General features: G+C 37.4%; 14 protein-coding genes and 1 pseudogene. 6 read left to right on the top strand and 9 right to left on the bottom strand.

Translation table 11 applies throughout. From position 1 onward, the window contains the following. Nucleotides 1-171 precede the first annotated feature (171 nt). A complete protein-coding gene (mutS, locus tag B5V81_RS01660) occupies nt 172-2,916 on the bottom strand; it encodes a DNA mismatch repair protein MutS (protein WP_212111574.1) in 2,745 nt (914 codons plus the stop codon). 195 nt (nt 2,917-3,111) lie between these two features. Here mutS and B5V81_RS01655 point away from each other — a divergent pair, with 195 nt between their 5' ends. Next, nucleotides 3,112-5,412: an NADP-dependent malic enzyme gene (locus B5V81_RS01655; protein WP_212111572.1), complete on the top strand. Its 2,301-nt coding sequence runs from the start codon at nt 3,112-3,114 to the stop codon at nt 5,410-5,412. Between the two features lie 65 nt (nt 5,413-5,477). On the opposite strand, the gene secB is transcribed toward B5V81_RS01655, so the two are convergent. Next, nucleotides 5,478-5,954, bottom strand: a complete 477-nt coding sequence (gene secB / locus B5V81_RS01650) for a protein-export chaperone SecB (protein WP_212111570.1) — start codon at nt 5,952-5,954, stop codon at nt 5,478-5,480. A 146-nt stretch (nt 5,955-6,100) separates the two neighbouring features. Then, a complete protein-coding gene (locus tag B5V81_RS01645; protein ID WP_212111568.1) occupies nt 6,101-6,595 on the bottom strand; it encodes an FxsA family protein in 495 nt (164 codons plus the stop codon). 170 nt (nt 6,596-6,765) lie between these two features. Between B5V81_RS01645 and B5V81_RS01640 the strand changes: the two genes are divergently transcribed. Then, nucleotides 6,766-7,458, top strand: a complete 693-nt coding sequence (locus B5V81_RS01640; protein WP_212111907.1) for a Tim44/TimA family putative adaptor protein — start codon at nt 6,766-6,768, stop codon at nt 7,456-7,458. 47 nt (nt 7,459-7,505) lie between these two features. Continuing rightward, a complete protein-coding gene (locus B5V81_RS01635) occupies nt 7,506-8,096 on the top strand; it encodes a Smr/MutS family protein (RefSeq protein WP_212111566.1) in 591 nt (196 codons plus the stop codon). A 961-nt stretch (nt 8,097-9,057) separates the two neighbouring features. Here B5V81_RS01635 and B5V81_RS01630 read toward each other — a convergent pair. Further along, on the bottom strand, nt 9,058-9,591 hold the full coding sequence (locus tag B5V81_RS01630; RefSeq protein ID WP_212111563.1) for a GcrA family cell cycle regulator: 534 nt from the start codon (nt 9,589-9,591) through the stop codon (nt 9,058-9,060). A gap of 485 nt (nt 9,592-10,076) precedes the next feature. On the opposite strand from B5V81_RS01630, the gene B5V81_RS01625 reads away from it, so the two are divergent. The 3 genes and pseudogenes from B5V81_RS01625 to B5V81_RS01615 all read left to right on the top strand — a co-directional run bounded on the left by B5V81_RS01625 (nt 10,077) and on the right by B5V81_RS01615 (nt 13,259). Next, nucleotides 10,077-11,291, top strand: a complete 1,215-nt coding sequence (locus B5V81_RS01625; protein ID WP_212111562.1) for an aspartate aminotransferase family protein — start codon at nt 10,077-10,079, stop codon at nt 11,289-11,291. Continuing rightward, a pseudogene (argF, locus tag B5V81_RS01620) lies at nt 11,288-12,223 on the top strand (ornithine carbamoyltransferase). The gene B5V81_RS01625 and the pseudogene argF overlap by 4 nt, the downstream one beginning before the upstream one ends. A 34-nt stretch (nt 12,224-12,257) precedes the next feature. Continuing rightward, nucleotides 12,258-13,259, top strand: a complete 1,002-nt coding sequence (locus B5V81_RS01615; RefSeq protein ID WP_212111560.1) for an Hsp33 family molecular chaperone — start codon at nt 12,258-12,260, stop codon at nt 13,257-13,259. Between the two features lie 945 nt (nt 13,260-14,204). Here the strand turns inward: B5V81_RS01615 and B5V81_RS01610 are convergent. The 5 genes from B5V81_RS01610 to ccmA are packed head-to-tail and all read right to left on the bottom strand — an operon-like array spanning nt 14,205 to nt 17,126. Beyond that, nucleotides 14,205-14,798 (bottom strand): DsbE family thiol:disulfide interchange protein, encoded by a 594-nt coding sequence (locus tag B5V81_RS01610; protein WP_212111558.1) that lies wholly within the window; start codon nt 14,796-14,798, stop codon nt 14,205-14,207. Between the two features lies 1 nt (nt 14,799). Next, nucleotides 14,800-15,024 carry a hypothetical protein gene (locus B5V81_RS08735; RefSeq protein WP_244979336.1) on the bottom strand — a complete coding sequence of 75 codons (225 nt, stop codon included), beginning with the start codon at nt 15,022-15,024 and terminating at the stop codon, nt 14,800-14,802. Then, nucleotides 15,012-15,791, bottom strand: coding sequence for a heme ABC transporter permease (locus tag B5V81_RS01605; RefSeq protein ID WP_212111552.1), 780 nt, complete (start codon nt 15,789-15,791; stop codon nt 15,012-15,014). Before B5V81_RS01605 ends, B5V81_RS08735 begins: the two co-directional genes overlap by 13 nt. Before the next feature lie 46 nt (nt 15,792-15,837). After that, nucleotides 15,838-16,503, bottom strand: a complete 666-nt coding sequence (gene ccmB, locus B5V81_RS01600) for a heme exporter protein CcmB (RefSeq protein WP_212111550.1) — start codon at nt 16,501-16,503, stop codon at nt 15,838-15,840. Nucleotides 16,504-16,514: 11 nt separating this feature from the next. Continuing rightward, a complete protein-coding gene (gene ccmA, locus B5V81_RS01595) occupies nt 16,515-17,126 on the bottom strand; it encodes a heme ABC exporter ATP-binding protein CcmA (protein ID WP_212111549.1) in 612 nt (203 codons plus the stop codon). Nucleotides 17,127-17,311 lie beyond the last annotated feature (185 nt).

The following is a 17,311-nucleotide window of genomic DNA, read 5'->3' as shown; positions in this document are numbered from 1 at the left end:
TGCTCTAAGGAAATATGAAAGTGCTTAGAATTTTTTTCTCTATGCTTAGAATATGTTGTGCAAATAAAATGATAAGGAGACAGTAAATAACAGTTTTATACTGAAACATACCCAAAAAGGGCACTGAATTTCCTATTAAGAAAGCTTTTTAATAAAAAAGAACATCTATTTTTATAGGAGGGTATTCTTTTCAAGCTGTTTGAGGTGGTAAATTGCTTCTAAAGCTTGCTTAGGGGAGAGCTCATCGGGGTGAATATTTTTTAAAGCTTCGTGAAGAACATCATGTTTGTTTCTCTCTTCGTTGAGGGGAGAGGTTGCTTTAAGGGAAAAGAGCGGTAAATCATCAATAAGTTTATGTCCTTTTCCAGCCATTTCACCTTGTTCTAATTGATGAAGCACATCTGTCGCTCGTGTAATAACGGCTGGAGGAAGGCCGGCAAGCTTTGCAACTTGTACACCATAGGAACGATCAGCAGCTCCTGGTGTGACCTCATGAAGGAAAACCACATCACCATCCCAATTTTTGACTTTCATGGTTACATTATGCAGTCTGTCAAGTTTTTCGGTCAGTGCTGTCATTTCATGAAAATGGGTAGCAAGAATAGCACGACAATGGTTCACTTCATGGAGATATTCAACGGCAGCCCAAGCAATAGAAAGTCCATCAAAGGTTGATGTTCCCCGTCCTATTTCATCGAGAATAACAAGAGAATGATGACTTGCATGATTGAGAATCGTTGCTGTTTCAACCATTTCCATCATAAAAGTTGAGCGCCCCCGTGCAAGATCATCGGAAGCACCAACACGACTAAAAAGGCGATCAACGACGCCAATATGCGCTGAGGTTGCCGGAACAAAAGAACCCATTTGCGCCATAATAGCAATGAGCGCATTTTGTCGCAAAAAAGTTGATTTTCCTCCCATATTAGGTCCAGTCAAAAGCCAAATTGCTGCATATTGCTGATTTTTTTGTACGGAAAGATTACAATCATTGGCAACAAAGGGTTCGGCTGCTTGTTTGCGGAGTGCTTGCTCAACGACAGGATGGCGCCCTGCTGTAATATGAAAGGTTAGTGAATGATCAATTTTAGGGCGGCAATATCCTTGTTCTTCAGCAAGATGTGCTAAAGCAACAGAGACATCTAAAATGGCAAGTGCTTCAGCGGCTTTACGAATAAAATCAACTTGTTCAGTAATTTCCTGAACGAGAATATCAAAGATCTCTAGTTCAAGTGTCAATGCATGGTTGGCAGCATGGGCAATACGGCTTTCAAGGTCAGCAAGCTCTGTTGTTGTAAAACGCATAGCATTGGCCATTGTTTGGCGATGAATAAAACGTGCTTTAGCTTGTGGATTGTTTGTAAGGCTAGATGCTTGTGTACTGGTGATTTCAATGAAGTAGCCTAGAATATTATTATGCTTGATTTTAAGAGTCTTAATATCTGTTTCTTGGGCATATTGTGCTTGAAGTTCAGCAATAACACGGCGAGATTCATCACGTAAAGCACGCATTTCATCAAGTTCTTGATGATAATTGGAACGAATAAACCCCCCATCACGTTTAAGCAGAGGGAGATTATCAGCTAATGCTTGTTCTAAATGGCAATGTAAAGAAACGGGTAAGTTTGAGAATACCTGTTGTACAGCACTTATTTCTTGAGGCAGAAGCTCATTATTAAGAAGTTGATTCAGTTCACGAATGATTTCAAAGCCGCGCTGGATTGTTGCCATATCACGGGGACCTCCTCGTCCAAGAGCCAAACGTGAAACGGCGCGGGGCATATCTGGTCCCCCTTTTAAAACGAGCTTTATCGCTTGTGCAAGAGAAGGATTACGGAGAAAAAAATCAATGGAATCCAAACGTGTATCAATCGCTGAAGGGGTGGTGAGGGGAGCAATAAGACGATCGATAAGAAGACGTGATCCTCCTCCTGTTACAGTGCGGTCAATCGCTTTCAATAAGCTTCCATCCCGTTGACCTGATGTTGTTCGAATAAGCTCAAGACTTAGTCTGGTTGCAGCATCAATAAAAAGAGTAGCACTTTCATTTTGACGCTCAGGTTGCATGAGGGGAGGACGATGCGTGATTTGTGTTTTTTCGATATAACGAATAGCAGCGACAATGGCAGAGAGTTCACAGCGTGAATAATCGGCAACACCTTCAAGAGTTGAAAGTTTAAAATAAGTGCAAATATCGCGTTCAGCGGTGAGGGTATCAAAGAGACAAGACGGTTGAGGTGAAACAATACGATCAAGAATATTAAAAAGTGATTTGTGCGATTTATCATGAAAAAAGGAATCAGCAACAATGATTTCTTGCGGATCCACACGCATAATATCTGCTAAAAGTTTTTCTTGGCGGCTTTCTGTTACACGAAATATACCTGTTGAGATATCAATCCAAGAAAGAGCAAATTCTTCTCCATCGCTAGTTTTTATACGGGAGAGTGTCATCAAATAGTTTGCACGTGTTGGATCAAGGAGTTTTTCTTCTGTTATTGTTCCAGGTGTTACAAGGCGAACAACATCACGTCGAACAACAGATTTTGAGCCCCGTTTTTTTGCCTCAGCAGGATCTTCTGTTTGTTCACAAACAGCAACGCGATAACCACAAGCAATCAGTTTTTGCAAATAATCATCTGCCGCATGAACGGGAACACCGCACATAGGAATATCTTGCCCTAAATGTTTTCCGCGTGCTGTAAGTGTAATTCCTAAAGCCTGAGCAGCTTCAATGGCATCATTAAAAAATAATTCATAAAAATCCCCCATTCGGTAAAAAAGAAGGGAATCATGATGGACGGCTTTGATTTCTATGTATTGCTCCATCATAGGTGTAAGACGTTCTTGAGAGGAAGCAGATGAGGAGGCAGGCTGTGGAATTAAATTATTTTTATGGTCGTTTTTTTTATCCATTTTTACGTGGCCTGTTCCCTTTCAGTGAAGCTTTTAGTCTTTTTTTGTTTACTTCAATATTTATTTATCTCTAAATTGAAACGCGTTATCAGATTTGCTAAGGCAAGAATAGCGATTTCTAACATATGAATCAAATTTAGGATTATACGCATCATCAAGCAAAATTTACACTGTTTTTGGAGAAAATGAAGTGAGATGAAAAAGAGAGAGCAGGATCAAAAAACATTTCAAGTGATTTATAGTGCTAGTGAGCGAGAAGCTCTTGATTTTCATAGTCGTGGTCGACCAGGAAAGCTTGAGATTGTTGCAACAAAGTCTATGGCAACACAACATGATTTAGCACTTGCTTATTCACCAGGTGTTGCGGTTCCAGTTAAGGCAATTGCTCAAAATCCAGCACTCGCTTACGATTATACAGCAAAAGGCAATCTTGTTGCTGTTATTTCAAATGGTACAGCTATTTTAGGGCTAGGCAATTTAGGTGCCCTTGCTTCTAAGCCGGTTATGGAAGGCAAAGCAGTGCTGTTTAAGCGTTTTGCGGATATTGATTCCATTGATTTAGAAATCGATATAAATGATACGGAAAGTTTTATCAATTTGGTACGTCATTTAGAGCCTTCTTTTGGTGGAATCAATCTTGAAGATATTAAGGCACCTGAGTGCTTTATGATTGAAAGTCGTCTACGTGAAGTGATGAACATTCCTGTTTTTCACGATGATCAACATGGTACAGCAATTATTGCGGCTGCTGGTGTTCTCAATGCTTTGACTTTAACAGGGCGCGATATGAAAAATACGCGGTTAGTCTGTAATGGTGCTGGTTCCGCTGGGATTGCTTGTATCGAACTGATTAAAGCAATGGGCTTTCCTTCTGAAAATATCATATTATGTGATACAAAGGGTGTGGTCTATGAAGGTCGTCAAGAGGGAATGAATCAGTGGAAATCTGCACATGCTATTCGAACGGATAAACGTACGCTTATGGAAGCAATGGAAGGTGCAGATATATTTTTTGGAGTTTCTGCGAAAGGTGCATTGACTGCTGAAATGGTAAAATCCATGGCGCCACAGCCAATCATTTTTGCTATGGCCAATCCAGACCCAGAAATTACGCCGGAAGAGGTTTTGCAAGTGCGTCAGGATGCCATTGTCGCAACAGGGCGTTCCGATTATCCAAATCAGATTAATAATGTTCTCTGTTTTCCTTATATATTTCGTGGTGCGCTTGATGTGCGTGCAACGGTTATTAATGAAGAGATGAAAATTGCTGCAGCAAGGGCTCTTGCCGATTTAGCGCATGAGGAAGTTCCTGACAGCGTTGCAGAAGCCTATCGTGGAAAGCGATTAAAATTTGGTCCTAATTATATCATCCCTGTTCCTTTTGATCCGCGTTTGTTCACGGTTGTTTCAAGTGCGGTAGCAAAAGCAGCAATGGAAAGCGGTGTTGCACAAAAGAACATAGATGATTTAGAGGCCTATGAGCGCGATTTGAATGCGAGACGTAATCCTACTTCTTCGGTGATGCGTGGAGTTTATAACCATGTTCGTCAAGCACCAAAACAAATTGTCTTTGCAGAAGGTGAAGAAGAGCAAGTCATGCGGGCTGCTGTTTCCTATGTTCATCAAAAATTAGGACAAGCGATTTTGGTTGGTCGTGAAGAGCAAGTCAGAGAAACGGCTGTTATCGCTGGAATTGATCTGGATCGTGAAGGTATATCAATTATGAATGCTAAGCTTTCCTGTCGTACAGATGCTTATGCAAATTATCTTTATAAAAAGATGCAGCGTCAAGGTTGGCTGTTGCGCGATTGTCATCGTCGTATCAATAATGATCGAAATTATTTTGCTGCGTGTATGGTGGCACTAGGAGATGCGGATGCAATGGTTACAGGAGTGACACGCAATTATGAAACAGCGTTGGTTGATATACGTCGTGCAATTGATGAAAAACCAAAAGAACGATTGATTGGTATTTCAATGGCGATTTGTCGCGGTCGAACTGTATTTATTGCGGATACTGCTGTTTATGAAAATCCTAATGCCAAAGAGCTTGCGGATATAGCAGAACAAACCGCTTTGTTTGTGCGTGGATTTGGGCATCAACCAAGAGTTGCATTTTTGGCATTTTCTACGTTTGGTTATATGAAAGGTCAGACGACACAGCAAATTCAGGATGCGATTAATATTTTGCATGAACGCAAAGTTGATTTTGAGTTTGATGGAGAAATGAGTGCTGATGTAGCGCTTAATTCCAAATTGATGCAGCAATATCCATTTATGGGATTAACAGAGCCCGCTAACATTTTGGTTATGCCTGGATATCACGCGTCTTCCATTGCAAGCAAAATGTTACAAGAACTTGGTGAAGCAACTATCATTGGTCCTATTTTAATTGGATTGGAAAAATCTGTTCAAATTGTACCATTTAGTGGAAACGATACAGATGTTGTCAATATTGCAATGCTTGCAGCTTATCATGCGGCAAAAGTTGTCTAAAAGAAAAAAGCCCCATATACTAATAATATATAAAGGGGCTTTATGATAGCAAAGGAATAATTTTTTTAAGAAGGTCGTATTTGATTGTCTTTTTGTTCTTCAGCAAGACGCTTTTGGAAGAGGGCTGCAAAATCAATAGGATCAATCCACAAAGGCGGAAAACCACCATTTTGAGTAGCATCAGATATAATTTGGCGAGCAAATGGAAATAAAAGGCGGGGACATTCAATAAAGACCAGTGGCATAACATGTTCTTGTGGAATGTTTTCAAGGTGGAAAACACCACCGTAAATTAGTTCTACATGAAATAAGGTTTCAGCGTCATCATTGGCTTTAACGGAGAGAGACAAAACAACATCATAATTGTCATCACCAATTGGGTTAGCATTGACATGAATATTGATATCAATTTGTGGTGATTTTTCACGTGCACGCAACGAATGAGGAGCACTTGGATTTTCGAATGATAAATCTTTTAAATATTGCGTTAATACAGCAAAAACGGGCTCTCCACCACTGTTGTTCATTTCACCTTCGGCCATAAGACGAACCTCTCTTATTATAATAATATGTATACTTAATTTTAAGATCTAAAAATCAAACTGGTTATCATGCCTTGCAAAAGGTTGCAAGGAATGCACTCTTTATCTTAATTATTTTTTTCATTTGGTACAATTTTTTAGGTATTTCAATGGTTATCATCATTTTTGCGCCACGGAGATTCTGTCGTGTCATGAATTTTGTAATCTTCAGTGTTAAGATCAATTATTTTTTCAGAGTCATTTTTTCTTTTAGTATTGGGATTCATTTTGTTTTTTAATGATGAAAAGAAATGCCAAGCGACAGAGCGAATTGGTTTAATAAGCAGTAATATTCCTAAGAGATCACTTACAAAACCAGGAAGAATAAGCAAAATTGCACTCAACATGATGCAAGTATCGTTAATAATATTTTTTTCTAATATGCGTCCTTGGATAAGTTCACTTTGTATATTTTTTAAAATGCTAACCCCTTGAATTCGCAATAAAACAACCCCAACTATGGTGGTGAGAATAACCAAACTCAAAGTTGCCAAAATGCCAATTTCTTGACCGACAAAGATAAAACCAGCGATCTCAATTAAAAGAAAGCAGAGAAAGATAACGACAGAAAAACGGGGATTTATAGAATAAAGTTTTATCACATGAAAATTTCCTTCTATATGAGTAAGAGGAGAAATTCTTGAGAACACTCCTTATATAAAATCTATAAAAATATTTGAATGGTAGGATTCCCTATTTTACATATTTATTGATAAATGGTATTGACTGCAATGTTTATTACAGACTTAGACTTTGGAGATTGACAGCGCCCATGGAATTTGACGTTATACTTGTTATCGCTCTTGTTGTTATGGTTGTTATTTTTGTGCAACTCCGTAGTGTATTAGGGAAGCGCATTGGATTTGAAAAGCCTCCCTTTGATCCTTATTCACATCGCTCTAAAAAACAAGCTGAGGCAGAAACGGCTGATAATATGGTTTCGTTCCCTCATCAGAAAAATTCACAAAAAGGTGATTTTAGTGAAATTGATGAGATTGCACCAGAGGGAGGTATTTTGAATGAAAATTTGCGAGCATTGCGTAGAATTGATCCTCATTTTTCTCCTCAATTGTTTATAAAAGGTGCACAAATTGCTTATGAAATGATTGTAACAGCTTTTGCTAAAGGTGATCGACATCAACTTAAAAGCTTGCTTTGTCATGATGTTTTTGAGAGCTTTTGTACGGTTATTGAGCAACGAGAAGAACACAAGGAAAAAATAGAGTTTACTTTTGTTGGAATTAACAAGATCGAATTTGTTGCGGCAGCAATACAAGAAAAGGATGAATTTTTAACGATACGTATTGTCAGTGAGATGATTTCTGTTACTTATAATGAACAGGGTGAACGTATCGATGGTGATCCTGATACTATTGTAGAAATTAAGGATATTTGGACTTTTGTCCGTAATAGCTTATCACCGGATCCAAACTGGAAGCTTTTTGCTACAGAAGATGAAAATTAAAATACTTTTTTCTTCCATAAGCACTCAATGATTTATGAGAAATTAAAATGTCCTCAATGGAATGGAGACAAAAAAGAGATTTATTGGCTTCCCAAGATCGCCTTTTATGGGAGATGGTTTGTCGCACGACAATGCCGCTTCATAGCAAGAGGCCCTCTTCTATTTCAGAAGTGATTGCAAATATTAATGATAAAAAGCAGTATATAACTCAAATTCTCTCAGCTTCTCAGGAAAATAAACAACACGCGAAAATTATTAAAAAAGAAAAGAGAGCAGTTACACAAGCGCATAAGATTCATTTTTTTGATCATGTTGCACATCGTAAAATTTCCCAAGGTCGTTATCCTCTTGAGGCACGTCTTGATCTTCACGGTTATATGCAGGAAGAAGCTTATTTTTTCTTAAAAAAATTTCTACAATCCTCTCAGCAAAGTGGATTGCGTTATGTCCTTGTGATTACAGGAAAAGGCCGATCCGTTGGCAGTGATGGGGCTTTATATAGATTTGTTCCGTATTGGTTATCAACACCAGCTTTTCGATATTATGTTCATGCGTTTGAGCAAGCAGCGCGTCAGCATGGCGGTGAAGGTGCGCTTTATGTTTGGTTGCGTCGTTTTGTTTCGGGAAAAGGAATGTGATGCTATTGTAGTCGTTTCAGGTTCGATATTGATTTTAAAAGATTTTGCATATTATAGATCATAGAAGAGTATAATAACATATTGACTTATAATTATAATTTCCATCTCTTGCGTAAGAGATGTGAATACAATATTTCCTCATTTTTAATTTTTTATAAAAACTATTTGTCTTACACACATTGCATCATGCTTTTGTTTTTTACGGTTTAAGGGCATTGCACCATTCACACAAAACAGAAAGCTTCAAGTAGAATAACTTATATTGCATATTCATGTGCTTATTTTAAGAGAAATATCTCTTAATATTTTCAAGCTTATTCCTATGGCAGCAGGGCACGAAAAATAGGAATCTTCATGAAGCGTAAAAATTTGTTATATGTCTCCATCTTTACGCCTAATAAAATTGCAAGTCAGGCACCATCACACACCTGATAGCCCCTTAGTATTGCGAAATACTTGGCACTTGAGAGAGGTTATAAGAGGGCGTGCTTTTCTTTCAGTGTTTTTACTCTACATGGCTCCTTTCGCTTGTGACGCGCAAACGAAAAAATTTAATTGATATCAATATAAGAGAGCTCAAAATGAGAAAGATATTTTTGGATTTCACTCGGGTTGCCAAACAATAAATTATTTTTTATAAATCACGACATTATTCTATTAAGTACCCGAAGAATAAAAACATGATAAATTGAAAAACTGCATTATTCCAAATATATTCCTATGGATAGTTTTAAAAGTAGTATAACTAAATTAAAGAGCATCGTGAAAATAAACAAGAACACGATCTTATAATATATAGCTGCGCAATAACACTAAAAGATACAATTTCGTTGAACATTTTCAGGAAGAAACGTTCTCATTCATTAAAAGCCTCATCAAATTTCTTTCTCATAATAATTCGATCATTGAAATTGAATAATGAGGCGCAGAAAGTGCAGAATATAAAATAATATCTCGGATCTTATATTCTTATTCGCCGTCTTTCAGATATTGGTTGAAATGCTAGCTTAGCATGAAAAGCACAATAGGGGCTATTTTCATCAGAATCGGCACCACAAAAATGAAAATCGGCTGATAATGGATCGCCAACCGGCCATCTACATGTATTTTCACTCAATTGAAGCAGATTAAGTTGACGTGATATAGGCACCACTACATTAGATTTTGTGGACATATCAACTTCTTTTACATCTTCTGCTAAAAATTCTGTTTTTAAAGTTGTTTCTTCAAGGTTGATAGATGGTGTGTTTATTGGCGATACTGTGGATGTGTTGCGACGTGTACGCGGAGACGATGGACTACTTCCAGCAGGAGTTTTTTGCGTACGCGCACTTCCTGGTGCTGTCTTGCCACGCCCTGGCAATTTTAGTCGATGCACTTTACCGATGACTGCATTTCTGCTGACCCCACCTAATTGAGCAGCAATTTGACTTGCGCTTAACCCTTCACTCCAAAGCTTCTTAAGAAGCTCAACGCGTTCACATGTCCAACCCATATCAGCACTCCATTCCAATTACGTCACTAAGATGCTTCTCCTTTGCATCTTCAAATGTTTCAAGAATTTTTTCAATGCACTTAATGAAAGAGTTTAATGCTCTAAGTACGCATAAAAAAATCATCCAACCTGTGGAACTTACAAATTAAAATACATCATCTTGCTTATTATATCATAAACTACAATATACACTCACTCTATGACAAGAGTCTTTGCATCTTGAAGGATTTATTTAGAATGTTTTCCCCAACTTGCAAATCAATCATAGGTCAAACTTTCACTTTTGTGTAAGGCTTTTTCCCAAAATGCTTATTTGTAGAACCTTCATTGACTTTTTTTCAATTGGTGTAATGATCTATTACATAGGTGTAATCATTAATCTAGTGAAATGTTGAAAGCATCATAACGAAATGTATCATGTTTTTTATTTGTAGTGTTTCTCTGTATATATATGTTGAAAAGGTTAAAGTATAAAGGAAATAATGATGGATCCTATCTCTATACAACCACTTTATGAATGCTTCGCGCGACGAAATTTGCATTTTAAACAGGGGCATGGTGTATGGCTTATTTCCGATAAAGGAGAACATTATCTTGATTTCACATCTGGTATTGCTGTTAATGTATTAGGGTATTCCCATCCAAAATTGGTTGATACGCTCAAAAGACAAGCTGAAAAACTTTGGCATATTTCTAACCTTTTTCAATCTCCCGAACAAACAGCTCTTGCCACACGTCTTTGTGCAAATAGTTTTGCGGATAAGGTTTTTTTCTGCAATTCAGGCACTGAAGCATTGGAATGCGCCTTTAAAACGGCACGTCATTATTACTATGCTGCGGGTCACTCAGAACGCATTGAAATAATTACGTTTGAAGGGGCATTTCATGGGCGTACACTCGCAGCACTTGCTGCGACTGGGCATGAAAAGTATCTTGAAGGCTTTGGACCTAAAGCTGGTGGCTTTATTCAAGTCCCTTTTTGTAATGAAATCGCTTTGCGTAACGCTATTAATGAAAATACCGCTGCTATTCTTATTGAACCTATTCAAGGAGAAGGAGGAATACGAACGGTTTCTCATGAATATTTAAGATTTTTGCGCAAAATATGCGATGATAATGGTCTATTGTTGATTTTTGATGAAGTTCAAACGGGCATGGGACGAACAGGAAAGCTTTTTGCTTATGAATGGAGTGATGTCACGCCTGATATTCTTACCCTCGCAAAAGGATTGGGAGGTGGATTTCCATTGGGTGCTTGCCTTGCAACGGATAAAGTTGCAAAAAGTATGACGCCTGGGACCCATGGTTCAACCTTTGGCGGAAATTTGCTTGGAATGGCTGTAGGAAGTAGTGTTCTTGATATTCTATTAGAGCCAAGTTTTCTCAACCATGTTCAGCGTATGGGGGATAAATTAAAAAGGGGGCTTTTGCACATTCTCAATATCTATCCTGATATTATCTGTGCAGTCCAAGGAATGGGTCTTATTGTGGGCATTCAGTGTGTTGTACCTTCAAATCTTGTCGTTAATGCTTTGGAAAATGAATATCTCTTAAGTGTTGCTGCCAACAACAATGTCGTACGCTTATTACCTCCTCTTATCACTAGGGAAGAAGAAATAGATGAAAGCTTGTATCGTATTGAAAAAGCAATTTCTTATCTTTCGCAAATCAATAAAGAAGGACAAATATCATACACATGATAAAAGCTCTTCGTCATTTCACGGATTTATCGATTTTAACGCCAGCAATAGCACGTGCACTGATCGATTATGCAAAAATCCTTAAAGCATCTTTTAAAGCAGGGGAAAGTTCAAAACCTTTTATCGGTAAAACACTGGCGATGATTTTTGAAAAACCATCTACACGAATCCGTATTTCATTCGATATCGGTATGCGCCAGCTTGGGGGAGACACAATTATGCTCACGGGGTCAGAAATGCAGCTTGGTTATAGTGAAACCATCGCTGATACAGCACGCGTTTTATCCCGTTTTGTAGATATCGTGATATTGCGAACAACAAAACATCAGCATATGCTTGAATTAGCACAATATGCACAAATTCCTATCATTAATGCCCTTACAGATGATCCACATCCTTGCTAAATTCTAGCAGACATCTTAACCTATGAAGAACATCGAGGGGCCAATTGCGGGCAAAATATTTTCATGGATGGGGGATGGTAATAATTGTGCTCCATTCCTTAATTGATGCTGCGGCTCTTTTTGGTTTTCATTTGCGCGTTGCTATTCCAAAGGGCAGTGAACTCAAAGAGCAATTTATACATTAGACATGTGAGCGGGCAGAACATCTTACACTAATCCATAATTCCCAAAAAGCGGCTTAAGATGGATTGTATTATGATCGATACATGGGGCTCTATAGGACAAGAATTTCGTGCTTGCAGTTATTCTATTTTTCAGCCTTATCAAGTTAATGCAGCTCTCATGAAATTAGCCAAACCTGATGTTCTTTTTATGCATTGTCTTCCTTCTCATCGTGGTGAAGAAGTTGTCGATACTGTGATTGATGGATTACATTCAGTTGTTTTCTATGAGGCTGAAAATCGTCTTCATGCTCAAAAAGCAATTCTTTCTTGGTGTTTACAAGATGCGTTTTTCTCTCCACAATAGCCTACCTACAACAAATCATATAAAAGGCAAAGCCATGAGTGAACAAGCTAAAGATGACGCCTCTCTTAACAACATCTCCTTGCATGAAGATGATACTGTTATTCCTTTTCAAGTCGAAGAACTCGATATCCGTGGACGTGCTGTACAACTTGGGGAAACTTTAAATTCTATTCTCACAAGACATCAATACCCTGAACCGGTTTCTTATCTTTTGGCAGAAGCTTTACTTTTAACTGTGCTACTTGGAACTTCTCTGAAGCTTACAGGAAAGTTTATTTTACAAACCCATTCCGATGGACCGGTTAATATGTTGGTATGTGATTTTTCTCCTCCTTCCAGTTTACGTGGATACGCTCGTTTTGATAAAGAACGGCTTCAACAAGCAATAGATAAGGATCAAGCCTCTTCAGAAATACTTTTAGGAAAAGGCACTTTAGCTTTCACGATTGATCAAGGTCCCCACATGCAACCCTATCAAGGGATTGTTGCATTAGATGGATCAAATTTACAAGAAGTTTCTCGAACTTATTTTGATCAATCAGAGCAAATTCCTACCGATATCCGTTTGGCTGTTGCTATATTAATTAATCGTGACAACCAAGGAAAGCCGCAGAAAAGCTGGCGAGCTGGAGGTATTTTGGCCCAGCTTTTGCCTCAAGCATCGTCTCATCATAAAGTATATGATCCTCATCAAAAGCGAGAACAAACGAAAACTCACACCCAATTGGAGAACCAATGGCAAGAAGCTAAAATACTCATGAAAACGATTGAAAGTGCAGAATTAACAGATCCCCACGTCGGGAGTAAACAGCTCTTATTCCGTCTGTTTCATGAACGAGGTGTTAGAGTTTTTAATCCTTTTTCTCTTGTCGATCAATGTTCTTGCTCACGCGAAAAAATTAAAGGAATCTTAGCAGGATTTCCTATTGATGAGCGTAATAAAATGGTTAAAAATAAATATATTTCAGTCACATGTGAATTTTGCTCAGAAACGTATCGTTTTACAGCACAAGAGTTTTTGGAAGAAAAAACATAGTAAAATTATTTATAAAAATGATGATTGCAACAAAAGCGTATTTTATTCATGTCATAAAAGTTTAAGCAGCGGATATGAACTTTTAGAATATTTCTTACAATAAATCCTTTTATAGTATTCATTAATATGTTGATTTTTATTTATAAATGACCTTATTCTGTTAAATAAATCTTTTTGATTATAGTTATATTTTCTTATTCGAATTTATCTTAATTAAGAGTCAAAAAAGCATTTTTTGTGATCATAAGAGAAATTATCGAGAGAATTAAGAACGTATAAAAAAGACTCCATATAGAGGTGATAGAGATTCTTGCAAACCAGATAGTGCGCTAGAAATGAATATAACAATGACGTTGTAAAGGAATGGATTTGTTATTTTAAAGATGAGAATAGTGATGAAGTCTCCTTATAACGATATGCATTTCAAATAAAAAAGTGAAGACAAAACACTCTATGATTTTGAAAATGCCAGTTGATCGCTCTTGCTAATTCAGCAATGTTTCCATGACAATACTGTTTTTGTCCAAATAATCAAAAATAAAGTTACAAAATAGATATTTAATTGCTGAAGAAACACGAATACCACTTAAAATTCTTTCATATTTTGAATGTTTGCTCTACAGATATTTTTTTACATATTTTTTGCCTCAACAAGGGTAATTCTATTGTAAAATTTCCTAAAAAGAATAAGGATTCGTATCAATAAAATAGCGTGCATAGTATGGATAAAACTTTATGTTCTTATCGGTCTGTATGATTATATTTTTTACTTACAATACGGCCAATTATTTTTACGTTTAGATGATTTCATAAAAGGTATTTTTAGCCTTTTTTAAGCATTTTTTTGATTCAATATAAAAAAATTGAAAAAATACTCATAGCATTGGATATTTTCACTTAAGAGATAAGAAGTAAATTATTATTTAAAATCAAAATGTTGATATTTTATTTTTCTTCTGTCATGAGCGCTTGTTCAATTTTTGGTAGAATTTTTTTTCGATAAATTTGCCATGTTAAGGGACCAATATGTTTGGCAATAATGATGCTCTCTTTATTCAAGAGAAAGGTTTCTGGGGGGCCATATACTCCCCAATCAATGGCTGTATATCCTGAAACATCAAAGCCAATCAATTTAAAAGGATTACCAAAATTATTTAAAAAGCGCAGAGCGTTTGCTTTATTATCCTTATAATTAATACCAATCAGATCAAAACGATTATCTTGTGCAATTTTCATAAGAAGAGGATGCTCTTTGCGACAAGGCAAACACCAAGAACCCCAAAAATTAACTAATGTGACACGTCCTTTAAATTGTTTTGAATTAAAATAACTTTCCTTATCAAGGAGAGGAAGATGCGTATTGGGAGCAGGTTTTCCAGCCAATGCATTGGGGAGAAGAGAAGAATCTTGAGGGTATTTTTTATCCATAAAATTGAAAAAAAACACCATGAGTAGAAGAAAAAGCACAAATGGTCCAAAAAGAACCAACAAAACAGGCAAAGATATATTTTTTTTAAGTTTTGAAGGGATGTTCTTCATTCTACTTTTCTTTTTGTGGCAGCTCTTTGTCGTTTAGCTGTTTGAGAATTTTTTTTTGGGAGAGGGCTTTGCAAAGAATATATCCAATGAGACAGAAAAGGGATATTGCAGAGAGCATATAGCTTAAAATAACAATTTGCTCGTGTTTAAGGTTTCCAAGGAAAAAGTCAATTTTCAAAGACAGATTTCCTAGAATTCCGCTTTGGATGCCATTTAGGTCGAGCATGATGAAGAGTCCTGTTGTTGTGCACGACGAGATTTTTCCATCTGAAGTATTTGGATATAACGACAATTGATTTCATTTCGCATAGCCATCAAATAGAGCGTAATAAACATAAAGCTGAAACAAAAGAGCATTGTTATAAGGGGCCATAACATAGCATTGTCGATTGTAGGTCCTCCAGCGCGTAACAATGATGCTGGTTGATGCAATGTATTCCACCAATTAACAGAAAATTTAATAATAGGGATATTAACAAATCCAACGAGTGTAAGAATTGCAGTAGCGCGAGCGGCTTTTATTTGGTTGTCGAAAGCACGTCCAAGCAGGATAATAGCAAGATAGATAAAAAGCAGAATTAAAACTGATGTTAACCGTGCATCCCAGACCCACCATGTTCCCCATGTAGGTCTCCCCCAAAGTGCTCCTGTCATGAGAGTCAAAGCGGTAAAAATTGCCCCCATGGGCGCACCACATTTGAGCGCCACATCAGCAAGATGATATTTCCAAATCAAATTTGCTAATGCTGCTGCACTCATTGTTATATAACAGAATGTAGACAACCACGCAAAGGGTACATGAAGGTACATAATCTTAACAGTCATACCCTGTTGATAGTCATCAGGAGAATGCATTACAAGAATAAGCCCTAAGATAAGGAAACATAATGTTATGCTGGTGAACCAAGGCAAAATCATTTTGCTTATTTTCATAAAACGGGTAAAACTTATAGGGAGTGACCTCATTTTATGTGTGTAAGATATTTCATTCATGAGATTCATCATAGGCATAGTTTTGCTATGCGGCAATCATCTTTTATTATTCTGACAAAAGCTTAAGCGTTAGAGCGGCAATAAAAGAGCTAAAAAGACTCAAAAAAAGTGAAAAAGCACTCAGAAGAGCTAGGGAAGAGAGAAAAGAAGCATTTGGATTTGTTGGGGCTGTAGCAGCTGAAACACCAAAAATCATAATTGGAATGATCCACGGCAAGATAATAATGAAAATAAGAAGAGTGCTATGCAACAATGAGCTTGCAAGTGCTGCTCCTATGGCGCCAATAAAAATAATAGCTGGTGTTCCGCATAAAAGGGTCAGTATTGTTGTAAAAGTTATCGTTACATCTAAGTGGAGCATGAGGGACAAAATAGGCGTAGCAAAAATGAGAGGAAGCATTGTTCCTATCCAATGGGCGATGCATTTAGTAAAGACAATTAGCATAAAACTTTGTCTTTGCCCTGAAAGAATAAATTGGTCGAGATTGCCATCATCGCGATCGATTTGAAAAAGTTTATTCAGATTAAGGAGTCCTGCAAGAAGGGCACCAAACCACAATATTCCTGGCCCTATTTTTGCAAGAATTTTGGGATCTGGTCCAATGGCAAAGGGGGTTATGATCACAACGGCAATGAAAAACAATAGTCCTGATAGCGCAGAGGATTGTGGCGCTAATAATAGTTTAAGATCACGCCAGAACAGTGCTTTCATTTTATTCTCTCCTAGAGAGGTAAAAATTTTTCCAGAGGGATGTTATAGTTTTCTGGAATACCTAAAGAATGATGGGTTGCGGCGATAATCATACCACCTTGATTGAGATGACGCTGGAAAATACGAGTAAAGCGTTTCTGAGCATGGCTATCAAGCGCTGATATTGGTTCATCTAAAATCCAAAGAGGACGATAGGAAAGCAAAAGGCGGGCAAGAGCGACACGCCTTTGCTGTCCAGTTGACAGAGTTTTAAAGGGTAAATATTCAAGATCAGAAAGACCGATATCGGCAAGGACTTCGTAGGGGGAGTATAGAGGTTGTCCATAAAACTCTGCCCAAAATTGCAAATTATCAATGACAGATAAAAGAGGTTTCATGGCATTTTGAGGGCCGAGATAATGACACGCAGTTGTAACAGGATAACTTTGTTCATAGTCTTTAAGCATGATATGACCTTCAGCAGCTTCAAGAAGACCGGCAATGATTCGAAGTAGTGTAGATTTTCCGATGCCATTTGGTCCAGTGATCGTCATCAGTTGCTGTGGAAATAAACGAAAAGAAAGATCTTTGAACAGAATTTCCTCGTTTCTGTAAGCTGCTAAATCTTTGCCTGATAACATCATGTGATTGCCTATTTTTCATTTTCCTATTCTTTATTGCATTATAGAATAAAAAAACACGTTTTTTATGCAATTGTATCTAGAATAGTTCTAGAAATAGTTTTATAAGGGGTGTGTTACATCAAGATCTGGTGTAGAATGGTTTTTGGCGCTGATTTCCGCATTTACCGATGAAAGGTGGAGGGGGA

The organism is Bartonella queenslandensis, assembly GCF_018155095.1.
In the GTDB taxonomy this organism is placed as follows: domain Bacteria; phylum Pseudomonadota; class Alphaproteobacteria; order Rhizobiales; family Rhizobiaceae; genus Bartonella; species Bartonella queenslandensis_B.
The sequence above is the reverse complement of the archived record's forward strand: the minus strand, read 5'-3'. Positions and strand labels throughout refer to the sequence as shown.

What these genes read in the sequence shown, in the direction of transcription:
- B5V81_RS01630 (WP_212111563.1), bottom strand. Translation starts at nt 9,591, where the DNA reads ATGGGTTGGACATGTGAACGCGTTGAGCTTCTTAAGAAGCTTTGGAGT.
- secB (WP_212111570.1), bottom strand. Translation starts at nt 5,954, where the DNA reads ATGGCCGAAGGTGAAATGAACAACAGTGGTGGAGAGCCCGTTTTTGCT.
- B5V81_RS01610 (WP_212111558.1), bottom strand. Translation starts at nt 14,798, where the DNA reads ATGAAGAACATCCCTTCAAAACTTAAAAAAAATATATCTTTGCCTGTT.
- ccmA (WP_212111549.1), bottom strand. Translation starts at nt 17,126, where the DNA reads ATGATGTTATCAGGCAAAGATTTAGCAGCTTACAGAAACGAGGAAATT.
- mutS (WP_212111574.1), bottom strand. Translation starts at nt 2,916, where the DNA reads ATGGATAAAAAAAACGACCATAAAAATAATTTAATTCCACAGCCTGCC.
- B5V81_RS01615 (WP_212111560.1), top strand. Translation starts at nt 12,258, where the DNA reads ATGAGTGAACAAGCTAAAGATGACGCCTCTCTTAACAACATCTCCTTG.
- B5V81_RS01625 (WP_212111562.1), top strand. Translation starts at nt 10,077, where the DNA reads ATGGATCCTATCTCTATACAACCACTTTATGAATGCTTCGCGCGACGA.
- B5V81_RS08735 (WP_244979336.1), bottom strand. Translation starts at nt 15,024, where the DNA reads ATGCTCGACCTAAATGGCATCCAAAGCGGAATTCTAGGAAATCTGTCT.
- B5V81_RS01605 (WP_212111552.1), bottom strand. Translation starts at nt 15,791, where the DNA reads ATGAATGAAATATCTTACACACATAAAATGAGGTCACTCCCTATAAGT.
- B5V81_RS01640 (WP_212111907.1), top strand. Translation starts at nt 6,766, where the DNA reads ATGGAATTTGACGTTATACTTGTTATCGCTCTTGTTGTTATGGTTGTT.
- ccmB (WP_212111550.1), bottom strand. Translation starts at nt 16,503, where the DNA reads ATGAAAGCACTGTTCTGGCGTGATCTTAAACTATTATTAGCGCCACAA.
- B5V81_RS01655 (WP_212111572.1), top strand. Translation starts at nt 3,112, where the DNA reads ATGAAAAAGAGAGAGCAGGATCAAAAAACATTTCAAGTGATTTATAGT.
- B5V81_RS01635 (WP_212111566.1), top strand. Translation starts at nt 7,506, where the DNA reads ATGTCCTCAATGGAATGGAGACAAAAAAGAGATTTATTGGCTTCCCAA.